Annotated in this window: 15 protein-coding genes; all 15 read right to left on the reverse strand. The window is 60.7% G+C overall.

Annotated features, from left to right (window positions below; translation table 11 throughout):
• Positions 1-15: 15 nt before the first annotated feature.
• The 15 genes from era to CD04_RS0114160 all read right to left on the reverse strand — a co-directional run bounded on the left by era (position 16) and on the right by CD04_RS0114160 (position 14131).
• Complete coding sequence (era, locus tag CD04_RS0114085; protein WP_031407834.1) at positions 16-936, reverse strand: GTPase Era; 921 nt, start codon at positions 934-936, stop codon at positions 16-18.
• Positions 933-1670, reverse strand: a complete 738-nt coding sequence (gene rnc, locus CD04_RS0114090; RefSeq protein ID WP_051849308.1) for a ribonuclease III — start codon at positions 1668-1670, stop codon at positions 933-935. The genes era and rnc overlap by 4 nt, the downstream gene beginning before the upstream one ends.
• A 25-nt stretch (positions 1671-1695) precedes the next feature.
• Positions 1696-2046 (reverse strand): DUF4845 domain-containing protein, encoded by a 351-nt coding sequence (locus tag CD04_RS0114095; RefSeq protein ID WP_031407838.1) that lies wholly within the window; start codon positions 2044-2046, stop codon positions 1696-1698.
• A gap of 67 nt (positions 2047-2113) precedes the next feature.
• Positions 2114-3034 (reverse strand): signal peptidase I, encoded by a 921-nt coding sequence (lepB, locus tag CD04_RS0114100; protein WP_031407840.1) that lies wholly within the window; start codon positions 3032-3034, stop codon positions 2114-2116.
• A gap of 18 nt (positions 3035-3052) precedes the next feature.
• Positions 3053-4843 (reverse strand): translation elongation factor 4, encoded by a 1791-nt coding sequence (gene lepA / locus CD04_RS0114105; RefSeq protein WP_031407842.1) that lies wholly within the window; start codon positions 4841-4843, stop codon positions 3053-3055.
• A 362-nt stretch (positions 4844-5205) separates the two neighbouring features.
• On the reverse strand, positions 5206-6681 hold the full coding sequence (locus CD04_RS0114110) for a DegQ family serine endoprotease (RefSeq protein ID WP_031407844.1): 1476 nt from the start codon (positions 6679-6681) through the stop codon (positions 5206-5208).
• Between the two features lie 157 nt (positions 6682-6838).
• Positions 6839-7963, reverse strand: a complete 1125-nt coding sequence (locus tag CD04_RS0114120; RefSeq protein WP_081858027.1) for a MucB/RseB C-terminal domain-containing protein — start codon at positions 7961-7963, stop codon at positions 6839-6841.
• The gene (locus CD04_RS22740; protein ID WP_051849310.1) at positions 7929-8600 is read right to left on the reverse strand and encodes a sigma-E factor negative regulatory protein; all 672 of its coding nucleotides are present in this window, start codon (positions 8598-8600) and stop codon (positions 7929-7931) included. The genes CD04_RS0114120 and CD04_RS22740 overlap by 35 nt, the downstream gene beginning before the upstream one ends.
• A 33-nt stretch (positions 8601-8633) precedes the next feature.
• Positions 8634-9248: an RNA polymerase sigma factor RpoE gene (rpoE, locus tag CD04_RS0114130; protein ID WP_304413006.1), complete on the reverse strand. Its 615-nt coding sequence runs from the start codon at positions 9246-9248 to the stop codon at positions 8634-8636.
• Positions 9245-9694, reverse strand: coding sequence for a hypothetical protein (locus tag CD04_RS0114135; RefSeq protein ID WP_231480645.1), 450 nt, complete (start codon positions 9692-9694; stop codon positions 9245-9247). The genes rpoE and CD04_RS0114135 overlap by 4 nt, the downstream gene beginning before the upstream one ends.
• Complete coding sequence (fabF, locus tag CD04_RS0114140) at positions 9675-10913, reverse strand: beta-ketoacyl-ACP synthase II (protein WP_031407854.1); 1239 nt, start codon at positions 10911-10913, stop codon at positions 9675-9677. The genes CD04_RS0114135 and fabF overlap by 20 nt, the downstream gene beginning before the upstream one ends.
• Before the next feature lie 163 nt (positions 10914-11076).
• Positions 11077-11316, reverse strand: coding sequence for an acyl carrier protein (gene acpP, locus CD04_RS0114145; protein WP_031407857.1), 240 nt, complete (start codon positions 11314-11316; stop codon positions 11077-11079).
• Between the two features lie 60 nt (positions 11317-11376).
• A complete protein-coding gene (fabG, locus tag CD04_RS0114150; RefSeq protein WP_031407859.1) occupies positions 11377-12126 on the reverse strand; it encodes a 3-oxoacyl-ACP reductase FabG in 750 nt (249 codons plus the stop codon).
• Positions 12123-13061 (reverse strand): ACP S-malonyltransferase, encoded by a 939-nt coding sequence (fabD, locus tag CD04_RS0114155; RefSeq protein WP_031407861.1) that lies wholly within the window; start codon positions 13059-13061, stop codon positions 12123-12125. Before fabD ends, fabG begins: the two co-directional genes overlap by 4 nt.
• 92 nt (positions 13062-13153) lie before the next feature.
• The gene (locus tag CD04_RS0114160) at positions 13154-14131 is read right to left on the reverse strand and encodes a beta-ketoacyl-ACP synthase III (protein ID WP_031407862.1); all 978 of its coding nucleotides are present in this window, start codon (positions 14129-14131) and stop codon (positions 13154-13156) included.
• Positions 14132-14156 lie beyond the last annotated feature (25 nt).

Raw genomic sequence — 14156 nt, forward strand, 5'->3', positions numbered from 1 at the left:
CGCAGCAAGTGCGGGCTAATCTTCATACCCGAAAGCTCGCACGGCGCGTTGGTCGTCAGCCCAGCCCGAGCGGGTCTTCACCCACACTTCCAGAAACACCGGCGCATTGAACAGGCGCTGCATTTCCACTCGTGCTTCGGTTGAAATGCGCTTGAGCCGCTCGCCGCCGGCCCCGATGACCATGGCCTTGTGGCCCTCGCGCTCGACCACGATGGCAGCAGCGATCCGCCGCAGCTCACCCTCCTGTTCGAATCGCTCAATCAACACGGCACTGCTGTAGGGCAGTTCGTCGCCTGTGAGGCGAAAGAGCTTTTCACGCAGAATCTCCGCAGCCAGGAAACGCTCGCTTCGATCCGTGAGTTGCTCGGGGTCGAAAGCCCACTCGGTCTCAGGAAGGTAGGGCGCAATGATGCTCAGCAGGCGCTCGACGTCGTTGCGTTTGCGGGCGGAAATGGGGACGATTTCCGCAATCGGTTTTCTCGCACCAAGCGCCTGCAGCCAAGGCAGAAGGCTTACGCGCGACAGCACCCGGTCGAGCTTATTGGCCACCAGAATAACCGGCTTGCCCGCCGGAATGAGATCGCCCACGCGCTCGTCGTCGGGATTGAGCTGACCCGCCTCCACGACCCAAAGCACAAGGTCCACCTCAGCTAGCGCCGCAGTCACCGTTCGGTTCATCGCACGATTGATCGCGCGTGTGTGACGCACCTGGAAGCCAGGCGTATCGACGAACGCATACTGCACGACCCCCTCCGTGCGCAGGCCAAGCAAGCGGTGGCGAGTGGTCTGCGGCTTATCGGATGTGATGCTGAGCTTTTGCCCGACAAGGGCGTTGAGCAAGGTTGACTTACCCACGTTGGGCCGCCCGACGATAGCGATGGTACCGAAGCGTTTGGCTCCAGATGGGACGGACGATGTCGTTGCTGTGCCCTTCATGTGCGCGGCTCCTGGGATGCGCGACCCTTGTGAGCGGGCTTACCCGCCGACGCGGGGGCGGCCTTTAACAAAGGAAGCATGCGCTCGGCTGCCTGCTGCTCGGCTGCCCTTCTGCTTGCCCCCTCACCCAGAGTTCGCAGGCCCAACTCGGCAACATCGCATTGCACCTCAAACTGCTGCTGGTGTGCAGGACCACTGGTGGTCACCACATGATAGGTCGGCACCTTGAGTTTGCGACCCTGCAGGATTTCCTGCAGGCGCGTCTTGGGATCCTTGGCGCTCGCCTGCATGTCAAGCGTATCCAGGCGTGGGCGGTATAAAAGCTCAGCCAGCGCCTGCGCCTGCACGAAGCCGCCGTCGAGGTATACGGCGCCCACGATCGCCTCCAGCGCATCGGCGAGGATGGATGCACGGGTGCCGCCGCCGCTGCGCTGCTCCCCCTCACCCAGCAACAGGCACTGGCCAAGGCCCAAATCCTGGGCGAGCTCGACTAGCGTTTCCTCACGCACGAGGCTTGCGCGCAGGTAGGAGAGGTGGCCTTCGCTGGCTTGACCATCCGCATACAACAGCGATGCCACGGCAAGGTTCAGCACGGAATCGCCGATGAATTCCAGCCTCTCGTTATTGCGCGCGCTGTAGCTGCGATGCGTGAGTGCCTGGCGCAAAAGGGATTGATCTCGGAACGCGTAATGCAGTCGTGCCTGCAATTCGGAAAGACCGGAAGGAGATGCCACGCGGAACAATGCCTCGTCTGCGCGACTAGTGGGATTTTCCGGCGAACTTCAGGACCAGATAGGCAGGGCCGGCCAAATGGATTTCCTTGTCGTAGGCGAAAGAAACAACCACTTTCCCATCAACCTTGGTGATCGTCAGATCCTTGCCCGACACCGTGTTGATGTAGTCGACTTCCGCCATCTTGTCGAAGGCATTGCGGATGTCGCCCACGGTGGGTCCGGCCTTGGCCGCGTCATCGACCGCGCGCTGTACGGCAAAGGATTCCTGCACGGCCGGCACGGCCTGCATGCCGATGACGACAAGAAAAGCAATGATGGCCCCCCAGAAAATCAGGCCGATCAGGGTGATGCCACGTTGTTTTGCTGCACGGGTCATGAAAAACACCTCGTCGAAAGGATACGAACAAGAGCGTTGCGGGCAAGCGGCATTAGGCGCGATCGGTTCAGTGGATCGGCCCGATGTTCTTCAAGCCACCGAAGTTCATCCAAACAAAGAAGGCCTTCCCAACGATATTGCGCTCGGGCACGAAGCCCCAATAACGCGAATCGAGCGAATTATCGCGATTGTCGCCCATCACGAAGTACATTCCCGCTGGCACCTTGCACACGAAGCCATCGGCGTTGTAGTGGCAGTGGTCCCGGTGCGGAAAATCGTCGGGGCCACCGATGACGTAGGGTGGAGCCTGCGGATTGATCAAAATCCGGTGTGCCGTGTCGCCCAAAGTCTCAATATATTGTTGGTAGTAGACCATGGAGCGCGGATCAAACCATTCGCCGTCGGGCTTCTCGGCAACGGGCTTGCCGTTGATCAAGAGCTGCTTGTTTTCGTACGACACCGTGTCACCTGGCGTGCCCACAATGCGCTTGATGTAGTCAATGGCAGGATCTTTGGGAAGACGGAACACAATGACGTTGCCACGCTGCGGGTTTTCGCCGGGCGTGACTCGGTCATGCATGAGTGGCAAACGCAGCCCGTACACGAACTTGTTGACGAGGATCAGGTCACCGGGCACGAGGGTAGGCTCCATGGAACCCGAGGGGATCTTGAACGGCTCGGCCACAAATGAGCGCAACAGGAAGACGAACGCAATGACCGGGAACAGCCCTGCTGTCCACTCCAGCCACCAAGGCTGGCGCAGCAGCCGTTCACGCGTGGCGGCGATCTGCTCGTCACTCAAGCTGGCATCGGGCGCGATGCCCTGTTTGCGCAGTTCGTCGCGCCGTGTACGCAAGGCGTTCCCGGCTGCATTCGCAGCAGCAATGCGCTGACGTGAGAACCGGAATTTCTCGGCGATCCAGAATGCGCCCGTGACGAGCAGGAGGATGAACAGCAGGAGGGTGAAATTGACAGCCGGGGCTTCCATGTGGCGGGGCGAGTTGCTTTAGTCTTCGACTTTGAGAATGGCGAGAAACGCTTCCTGAGGCACTTCAACGGTGCCGATCTGCTTCATGCGTTTTTTGCCAGCTTTTTGTTTTTCCAGGAGCTTGCGCTTGCGCGAAATGTCTCCGCCATAACACTTGGCAAGCACGTTCTTGCGCATGGCTTTGATTGTCTCACGCGCGATGATGTTCGCCCCGATTGACGCCTGAATGGCGACGTCGAACATCTGCCTGGGTATGAGTTCGCGCATCTTTGCTGTGACTTCGCGGCCGCGGTATTGGCTTTGCGCACGGTGCACGATGATGGATAGCGCGTCGACCCGTTCACCGTTGATCAGGATATCCACCTTCACCACGTCGGCGGCTCGGTACTCGAGAAAGTGGTAATCCATGGAGGCGTAGCCGCGGGAGATGGATTTGAGCTTGTCGAAGAAGTCCAAAACAATCTCCGCCAGCGGCATCTCATACGTGAGTTGCACCTGCCGCCCCATGTAAGCCATGTTTTTCTGCACCCCGCGCTTCGCGTTGCACAAGGTCATGACGGGCCCCACATAGTCCTGCGGCATGAACAGCTTGACCTCGACGATCGGCTCGCGGATCTGCTCGATACGTCCCACGTCTGGCATTCGGGACGGATTATCCACAGTCAGAACTGTGCCATCGCGCAACTGGACCATGTAGACCACCGAGGGCGCGGTGGTGATGAGGTCCATGTCGTACTCACGCTCCAAGCGCTCTTGAACGATATCCATGTGCAGCAGCCCCAAAAAGCCGCAGCGGAAGCCAAACCCAAGCGCTGACGACACTTCTGGCTCAAACTGCAGCGCCGCATCGTTGAGCTGAAGCTTTTCAAGTGCATCGCGCAAGGCGTCATATTGGTTGGACTCGACCGGGTAAAGCCCTGCAAACACTTGCGGTTGCACCTCCTTGAATCCCGGCAGAGCCTGCGCAGCAGGCCTGTTCGCCAGCGTGACCGTGTCGCCCACGCGCGCGCCCTTGAGTTCCTTGATCGCCGCGATAACGAAACCCACTTCGCCAGCGGCAAGTTGCTGGCGCGCGACGGACTTGGGCGTGAACACACCGAGCTGTTCACAGCTGTATTGCGCACCGGTTGCCATGAGCAGGATCTTGTCGCGCACTTTGAGCACGCCATCCACGACACGCACGAGCATCACCACGCCGACGTAGCTGTCATACCAGGAGTCGATCACCAGCGCCTTGAGCGGTGCATCAGGGTCACCCTTGGGCGGCGGAATACGTGCAATCACCGCCTCCAGGATATCGTCGATCCCCATGCCGGTTTTGGCGCTGGCCAAAAGGGCATCTGAGGCGTCAATCCCAATCACATCCTCGATTTCCTGCCGCGCAGCATCTGGATCCGCCTGGGGAAGATCCATCTTGTTGAGCACCGGCACGACTTCCACGCCCAGCTCGATTGCCGTATAGCAATTGGCGACCGTCTGCGCTTCCACGCCCTGACTGGCGTCCACCACCAGGAGCGCACCTTCGCAGGCTGACAGCGAGCGGCTCACCTCATAGCTGAAGTCCACGTGACCGGGCGTGTCGATGAGATTGAGTTGGTAGATCTGCCCATCGCGAGCCTTGTAGGACAGGGCTGCCGTCTGTGCCTTGATGGTAATGCCGCGCTCGCGCTCGAGGTCCATGGAGTCGAGGACCTGGCTTTCCATCTCGCGGTCCGACAGACCGCCGCAACGCTGGATCAAGCGATCGGCCAATGTGGATTTGCCGTGGTCGATATGGGCGATGATGGAAAAATTGCGGATCAGTTGCATGCAATCTCGGTTCAACTCGCAGGCACCCTGCGGCTTGGACTTATATGGCCCTGCGACCGCGCGACCGGCAGTGTAGGCATGGGACTCGCGCGCAGGATGGGTTGTGGCTTACGGCGCCACAGGACAGACCAAAAAAAAGGCGCGGCAATTCAGGTCGCGCCTACCAACAAAAATCGTTTGGCAACTGCTTGTTGGACCTCTATTTTAAGCGCGCCTGGCGTTCAAACCCGCTCAAGACCACACCGCCCACATCCAAATGCGTAGAAAAATTTGTCCTATTGTCACAAAAAAGCGTGAGCAACGATGCGAACGGACTCAACTAGAGATATATCAATGAAAAACATGTAATCACCAGATCCGCATCACCTCGCAAGAGGGCTCGGCCTGACGAGGATAAATTGCGCGGTATCGCCGCGGCGCACCAGCAATGCAACGGGTTTCCCCGGCGGCAACGAGTTCGCGATTTCCTTGAACTGCTTGGCGCTGGTGATCTCAATATTGTTCAGGACCGTCACCACGTCACCGACCCTTAGTCCGTCCCCGCTGGCCGAGGCCTGCAACGCTTCGATCAAGACGCCCGATCGCACGCCCAGTTCTTTTTTCTGCGCATCGTTCAAATCCACGACCGCCACGCCAAGTGGACTCTTCTCGGCTCCTGTCTTCGGTACCGGCGCAGGTTTCTCGGTCGCCGCATCGGACTCCTTGGCCCAGGCGCCCACGGTCACTTGCAAAGTGCGCTCGGCCCCGCGGCGGAATACCTGCATCGGCACGCGCGTACCCGGCTTGACCTCCCCAACGATACGCGGCAAGTCAGTGGCGCGCTCGACAGTTTTGCCGCCGAACTTGGTAATGATGTCTCCGTCTTGAACGCCCGCCTTGTCGGCGGCGCCACCGGCCTCCACGCTTCGCACCAGAGCGCCAATGGGCTTGCCCAATCCAATCGACTCAGCCAGTTCGCGGCTCACGCCATCAATGGCTACACCAATCTTGCCGCGCACAACATAGCCGGTGGTTTTGAGCTGGTTCGCCACACGGATGGCCTCGTCAATCGGAATGGCGAAGGAGATCCCCATGAAACCGCCTGTTCGGCTGTAGATCTGTGAGTTGATGCCGACGACCTGCCCCTGCATGTTGATCAATGGCCCCCCCGAATTGCCCGGGTTCACCGCCACGTCGGTCTGGATGAACGGCGAATAGTCCCCCGTATCCCGCCCCTTGGCGCTGACGATGCCGGCGGTCACCGTATTTTCCAGCCCAAACGGCGATCCGATGGCCACCACCCATTCGCCGACCTTGATTTTTTTCGAGTCGCCGATGCTCACGATTGGCAAATTCTTGGCGTCGATTTTCAAGACCGCCACATCTGTGCGTTTGTCAGTGCCGATCACCTTAGCCTTGAACTCTCGCTTGTCGGTGAGCGTGACCATGACTTCATCGGCGCCATCAACCACATGGGCATTGGTCATGACGTATCCGTCGGCACTGAGGATGAAGCCTGATGCGACGCCCGTGGGCTGTTCCTGCCCCTCGCCCTTGGGCGCCGAACCGCTTCCCGGAGGGGCTGCGGGCGGCACGGGAATCCCGAAGAAGCGGCGCAGGAATTCACGTGTTTGGTCGTCCATCTGCGGCGACTGATCCAGCGCTGCCTTCTTGTACGTGCGAATGTTGACCACGGAAGGGCCGACCTTCTCCACAAGTCCCGTGAAGTCAGGTAACCCGCAGGAACCAGGGCAGTTCGCCCCCGCCGCGGGAGCGGCGAAGGCAACGGGGCCAAATGGGGCGACCAAGCCCAGACAGAGGACGAGTGCGGCAAAACGTGTATTCACGAATAACTCCATTGATGGGTATGCGCCCGCCGGTTGGGGACGCCAACCATCTGAGCGGTGCGGTGAAACTTCAGGCTGCCGGGCGCCCCTGCACTGGCGCCAAACGAAAGCAACGCGCTCAGGATAAACGATGCGCCAAATTGCAACGTATTGTGACTGCCATTTGGACTTAGCGAAGCCGCGCAATCGAATCTGCGAACAGCTTGAGGGTCTTCGTTGGCACGGCACCAATTGCAATGACCGACCAAGCACCCTTGCGATCGAGCAAGGCATTGGTCTCGCCCATGTGCAGGCTTGCGCCGTGCTGCTGCGTATCGGCGGTCGAGCCGCCGAAGAGCGAAACCGAGGCCAGCCCATCGCTGAAAAGCCATTGGGTCACTTCGACCGGCTTGGCGCGCAGCAACAGCCTGCGCTGATAGATGCCCACCGACTTGAAGCCGGGGGGCGGTTTGCTCAGCGTCCAACCCTGTGCCCTCGACGTCGTGGGCGTGGCCCGCATATGCTCCACTTGGTAGCCTCCTGTGCCGCGCAGCGCCTGCGCGACCATATCAGGCTTGGGTGGGGGGTTGAGATTGAGTTGCGTAAACGCCACCTGATCGAGCACATTGCCCTGATCGTCCAGGGTCTGTGCTTTCACCAAGAGGTCTGAGGTCCGCTCCGTCCACAGCCTGTAGCCGTAGCGCAGATCGTCACGCGGAGTGATTCGTGTCACCTCGCAGACGTATCCGGCGCAGCGCTCCTGTCCCTCGTGCTGCATGGAGTACAACGCCGCGAGCTCGGCACGCGGTGTCTTGAGCACACGTGGAAAGCTAAAGTCGGTTTGATGATCCTCGACGACAACGAGCCGCTCGGCCGGAAGGATGGTGCGCGTTTTCTCATTCTCGCATAGCAAGATACGCCGCTCTCCGTCGAGCGTTTCAACCTTCTCCAGCGTGCTCCCCTTCGTCACATAGTGATCAATCGTCGAGCTGACCATGCGCCCTCCGGACTGCACGACGAAGATTCCCGAGTAGTTGCGCCGCTGGGCCGCATGGCTCACCCGCTCCAACCATGCCTGCAAATCCTCCGCCGCATCTGGTTTCACAGCAGAGGAGACTTCCGGCCTGCTGGTGACTGCCATGGGCTGCGCTGAGCTGGCCAGGGAGCCGCTCTGCTCAGCCGAAGCGATCGTGCTGGCCGCCTTGGCCGAAAGCGGCACAAGGCTAAGCATGCCCCACAGGACGAGCTGCCGCAGGCGCGATGTTTGCAGACGCAAAAACTCAGCGCGACGCGGCCACACGGAATTCCGCTTCATGAATGTCGGCTAGTGAGTAAGGCAATACGCTGCCCGCCAGTTGCTGATGCGCCATAAGGTACTGCGCCCAAGAACCCGCCTGCTGATCAGCCACGCCAAGCACGACCGGCACTTCACCGCGCGCGTGCGTTGCCGTTAGCGCCACCGTGCGTTGCGATATGACCCGGGTTGGCAGTGCCTGCAACCCCGATTGCACCCGGCCCGCAATGCTTTGCTCATCATGCCGAGATGGCCACGTTGAAAAGCTCACGAGAGCCACAGCAGCGACGCTCGCCACGGCAGCGCCCACTGCGCTCCAGTGCCTGCGCCCGCGCTGAGACGCCTGGTCCTTCTCGCGCTGCGCGTTGCGAACTGCACGCGGCAGGCACTGCACCGGTTCGCGGCTGAGTCGCTCGGAAAACCTCTGGATAAAGGCGCGCTCATCGGCCAGCGGCACCAGTTCAGATGAACGCAGAAGATCACCAATCTGGTGGTACTGCAACCAGGTGTCTCGCGCGGCCTCATGCGACGAGAGCTCGCGCAACGCGTCGTCCAGCGCGGCGCTATCCAACGCCAAGCCTTCGCCCTCGAACTCGCCATCCATCAGCGCCGAAATTCGTGCCGGCATCATCGGCTGCTTCATACTGAACTGCTCCATCTCAACGCTCCAGATGAACTTGCACTTGCGCCCTCACCAGCGCTCGCCCGATTTCGTACCGAGCAAAGGGCGCAACTGCTTTGCGATGGCCTCGCGCGCCCGAAAAATGCGCGAACGCACGGTGCCGACCGGGCAACGCATGACCTGCGCAATATCCTCGTAACTCATGCCTTCAATCTCGCGCAGCGCGATTGCGGTGCGCAAATCTTCCGGCAACGCATCCATTGCCGCATTCACGGTACGTGCAATTTCCCGCCCGCCAAGAACAGCCTCGGGTGTTTCCATGTCGATTAGTTGCTCACCTGGCACAAAAGTTTCGCCATCGTCAGAAATGGTTGACGACTCGCGCACGATCGGGTCGCGCGCGCCGTCGGCAATGGCCTTCTTGGCCGTGTTGACGGCGATGCGGTAGAGCCACGTGTAAAACTGGCTGTCGCCACGGAACTGGCCAATTGCACGGTAAGCGCGAAGAAACGTCTCCTGCGCCACATCCTCCGCCAATGATTGATCGCGAACGAATCGGGAGATGAGCCGGAAAATGCGGCGTTGGTACTTGATCACCAGAAGCTCAAATGCCTTCTGGTCGCCGCTTTGAACCCGCTGGACGAGCAGTTGATCGGAAATCGACTCAACCACGAGAGCAGTCACAGCGCAAGGCGGGTGCGCAGCTCTCGCCAGGCCGTGGGGGAGATGTCGGCCGACACGGGCAACACCACACGCCCCTTGCTGGTCACAGCTAGCACCACGAGTTGCCCCGGAAGCCTCATTCCCCGCACTTCAGCAAGATCCTCCTGGCGGTGGCCCTGCAGGAGCTTCCACCCGGACGCGCCGTGGATCAGCGTGAAGGGATGGATCTTCCAGTACGGAAACTGCGCAGCGAGCACAAGGAGGAACACCGCCAGTGCCAGTCCGCCCATGACGGCAAGCTCGCGTTCGCCACGCCACTCCCAGACATTCCAACCGGCGGCCAACGCCACGGCCAAGTCAAAACCCGTCAACAGCGCATGCCAGCGCACGAAACGCTCGACATGCAACTGAAATTGCGGGATCACGTTCATACCGATGAGCAGGACCTCAGACTCGGCGAAAGACAAGTGATCCGTTCGTTCCGCCAAAACCGAAATTGTTCTTGAGTGCGTGCTCGATGGGCATCTCACGTGCGGTATTGGCGCAATAATCGAGGTCGCATTCCGGGTCTGGCGTGAATAAATTGATGGTGGGAGGCGAAACCTGATGATGCAACGCGAGCACCGTGAACACCGACTCCAATCCGCCAGCCCCACCAAGCAGATGCCCGGTCATGGATTTGGTGGAATTGACCACGAGATCCTTAGCATGCGCACCGAATGCCGCCTTGATCGCATCGGTTTCGTTTTTATCACCCAGCGGAGTGGATGTGCCGTGCGCGTTAAGGTATTGAACCTGCTCAGGAGCAATCTCCGCATTGCGCAGCGCTGCCAACATGCACTTGCGCGGGCCGTCAACATTGGGGGCCGTGATGTGGTGCGCGTCGGCGCTCATGCCGAAACCGAGAAGCTCGGCATAAATCCGGGCGCCGCGCTTTTTTGCGTGTTCCCATTCCTCCAGCATCATGATGCCTGCACCCTCGCCCAGCACGAAGCCGTCGCGATCCTTGTCCCAGGGCCGGCTGGCTGTTGCTGGATCGTCGTTACGGGTGGACAGTGCACGCGCGGACGCAAAACCGCCGATCCCCAAAGGGCAGACGGTCGCTTCCGCACCGCCGGCCACCATGGCGTCAGCATCGCCGGACTCGATCAAGCGCGCCGCCAGTCCGATCGCGTGCAGTCCCGTGGTGCAGGCCGTTACCACGGCAAGATTGGGCCCTCGAAATCCGTACTGGATTGACAGATGGCCCGAGATCATGTTGATGATGGACGACGGCACAAAGAATGGCGAGATCCGCCGCGCGCCGCGGTCGATGAATTCCTGGTAGGTCTGCTCGATCATCGGCAGGCCGCCGATACCGGACCCCACCATCACGCCGATGCGCTCCGGGTCGACACCCGACGAATCGGCCAATCCGCTGTCCCGCACGGCTTGTATGGACGCTGCCATCCCGTAATGGATGAAGGTGTCCATATGACGGGCCTCCTTAACGGGGATGTAGGCGCCCACGTCAAAGTCACGCACCTCGCCAGCAATCTGCGCGGCGAATGTGGATGCGTCAAATTTGGTGATACGTCCGATCCCGGATTTTCCGGCAAGCAGATGACTCCAGGCATCTTCGACCGTGTTGCCAATGGGCGAGATGATGCCCAGACCGGTGATGGCGATTCGACGGCGCAGACTCATAGGACAGGGGTTCGCAAAGCGGAATCGAATAGGGAAAAGGAATGTATCGCACACATGCAACCGAGCCGAACAGGCTCAGGCTGCAAGTTCAAGGCTCTGCGCGCCGAACGCGGCCCGCAGCCTGGAGCACACCCGCGCCGCCGTATGGCGGGCGCACCCATGCTCAAGCCTTGTGGTGCTGTTTGGCGTAGTCAACCGCCAGTTGCACGGTCGTGATCTTTTCGGCGTCCTCATCGGGAATTTCGATGCCGAATTCATCCTCCAAAGCCATCACCAATTCCACCGTATCCAGCGAGTCTGCGCCCAGGTCATTGACGAAGGATTTTTCATTCGTGACCTGGTCTTCGGCCACACCCAACTGCTCGGCAATGATCTTTTTGACGCGCTGCTCAATATCACTCATGTAATTCTCCATAAAAAAGGCTATCGAATTCTAACAATCCGGATGCGAACGCCCCGACGATCAAGTCATATACATGCCGCCGTTCACGTGCAGTTCCACACCGGTGATGTAACTGGCGTGCGGGCTGACGAGAAAACCGACGGCATGGGCGATGTCGTGGGGCTGCCCCAGGCGCCCCAGCGGAATGCGGGTCAGAAGGGCCTGCGAGGCGGCCTCGCCAAGCGAGCGTGTCATGTCGGTGTCGATGAAACCCGGTGCGACGCAGTTCACGGTGATATTCCGGCTGCCAAGTTCCTGCGCCAGCGCCCGAGTCATGCCGGCCACACCTGCCTTGGCCGCGGCGTAATTGGCTTGACCCGGATTGCCCGAGGCGCCCACAACCGAGGTAATGTTGACAATCCGCCCTGCGCGCTGCTTCATCATGGGCCGGATCGCCGCACGACACAGACGAAATACAGCGCTCAGATTCGTTTCGATCACGAGCGCCCAATCGTCGTCCTTCATGCGAAGGGCCAAGGTGTCGCGGGTGATGCCCGCGTTGTTGACCAGAATATGCAAGCCGCCGCGCTCCCGAACCAAACGATCGATGAGCGCTTCGCCGGCATGGGCATTGGTCACATCGAGCACAACACCCTCGCCCGCACTCGCCAGCGCCCCGGCAATTTGCGCAGCGCCAGCCTCGCTGGTCGCCGTCCCCACGATGAACGCGCCCTGCCGGGCAAGCTCGGCCGCGATCGCTTGCCCGATGCCGCGGGTGGCACCAGTGACCAGAGCGACTTGCCCGGCCAATGGAAGTTGGGGTGATGTCATAGTAAAGCCTCCATGATCGTTTGCGCGCTGGCCAGGTCCACGAGCGCATGACCGCTCAGGGCCGGATCGATTCGACGCGAGAGCCCCGCCAGCACCTTGCCCGGCCCACACTCGACAATTTGGCTGCAACCCGCCGCGGCCAAGGCGTGCACACACTCCACCCAGCGGACGGGACTTGCCGCCTGGGCTGCGAGCGCACGCCGTATGGCTTGCGGCTCGGGGTGTTGAGCAACATCGACGTTGTGGATGACGGGAATATCGGGGCTGCGCACCGGAACCTGCTCCAAGTACTGCGCCAGGCGCTCGGCCGCTGGTTTGAGTAGGCTGCTGTGAAATGGTGCTGAAACGGGCAAAGGCAACGCGCGCTTGGCGCCACGGGCCTTTAGCAAAATGCATGCGCGTTCCACCGCTGCCTTGGTGCCTGCAATGACCACCTGGCCTGGCGCGTTGAAATTCACCGCCTCGACCACTTCACCGCCCTCTGTGGCAGCCTCGGCACATGCGTCGCGCACCGCTGCATCGTCCAAACCCAGGACGGCTGCCATGCCGCCGCTACCCACAGGAACTGCTTCCTGCATGACTTGAGCGCGAAAGCGCACGAGCGGCAGTGCGTCAGCAAATGCAATGGCACCGCCGGCCACCAACGCGGTGTATTCGCCGAGGCTGTGGCCGGCCATGTACTGAGGTTTGCCGCCGCCCTCAGCGCGCCATAGACGCCACAGCGCCACGCCTGCAGTAAGCATGACGGGCTGCGTGTTGGTCGTGAGATTAAGGGCCTCGGCGGGACCCTCCGCGATCAGCCGGCCGATGTCCTGGCGCAGCGCATCGCCAGCCTCCTGCAAGGTTTCGCGCACAACGGTGTGACCGGCGGCACCGTCCAGCATTCCGACGGCTTGCGAGCCTTGGCCAGGGAAAACGAAGGCAAAGGTTTTCATCGATGATGGTGCGGATTAAGCGTTTGGCACGTCTGGGCAAATGGCGTTGAAGGGTTTTCAACGACGCGAACTAGCATGCAGACCGTCATGGGTTAATAGTCGAGGAGCGCAGCGCCCCATGTCAGACCACCACCCACGGCTTCAAACAACAGGGTGTCGCCCCGGCGTATGGTGCCAGCCCGCACAGCCGTATCAAGCGCCAAGGGGATGGACGCCGCTGAGGTATTGCCATGATCGGCCACGGTCTGCACCACCTTCTCTGCCGGGATCCCCAGCTTTTTTGCCGTGTGCAACATGATGCGAATGTTGGCTTGGTGCGGCACCATCCAGTCCACATCTTCGGGCTTGCGGCCGGACTTGGCCAGCACCTCGCGGGCGACATTCTCGAGCACGTGCACAGCTTGCTTGAACACAGCCGGGCCATCCATCTTGAGGAACGGGTGTCCACTGATCTCGCCCGAGGCGACCCGGCCTGGCGTGCACAAGATGCCAGCCTGGCGACCATCGGCATGCAGGCTGGACGCCAGCAAGCCCGGCGTCTGGCTCTCCGCCAGCACCACGGCCCCGGCACCATCACCGAACAGCACACAGGTGCTGCGGTCCTTGAAGTCAAGGATCCGGGAGAAGACCTCAGTCCCGATGACAAGGGCATGACGCGCCAAGCCGCCGCGTACGAACTGATCAGCAATGGTCAACGCGTAGACGAAGCCCGCACACACCGCCTGCACATCGAATGCTGCACCGCCCCCAGCCCCTAACCGGCCTTGAATGAGCGCGGCATTCGAGGGGAAGATCATATCGGGCGTGGACGTGGCGACGATGATCAGATCAATGTCCTGAGCGACCAGGCCCGCTGCTTCAAGCGCGCGCCGCGCCGCTTGCTCACCAAGATCCACGCTCGTTGTGTCGGCACCAACAAAATGGCGGTGGCGGATGCCTGTGCGCTCGACGATCCATTCATCACTGGTTTCGATGCCATCACGAGCCAACCGTGCGGCAAGCTCATCGTTGCTGACCTTGTTGGGCGGGAGATGGCTGCCGGTGCCGATGATGCGGGAATAGCGCGACATGGAAGCGGGATGGAATGTTTCGGAT

It is taken from the genome of Thiomonas sp. FB-Cd (assembly GCF_000733775.1).
GTDB lineage: Bacteria > Pseudomonadota > Gammaproteobacteria > Burkholderiales > Burkholderiaceae_C > Thiomonas_A.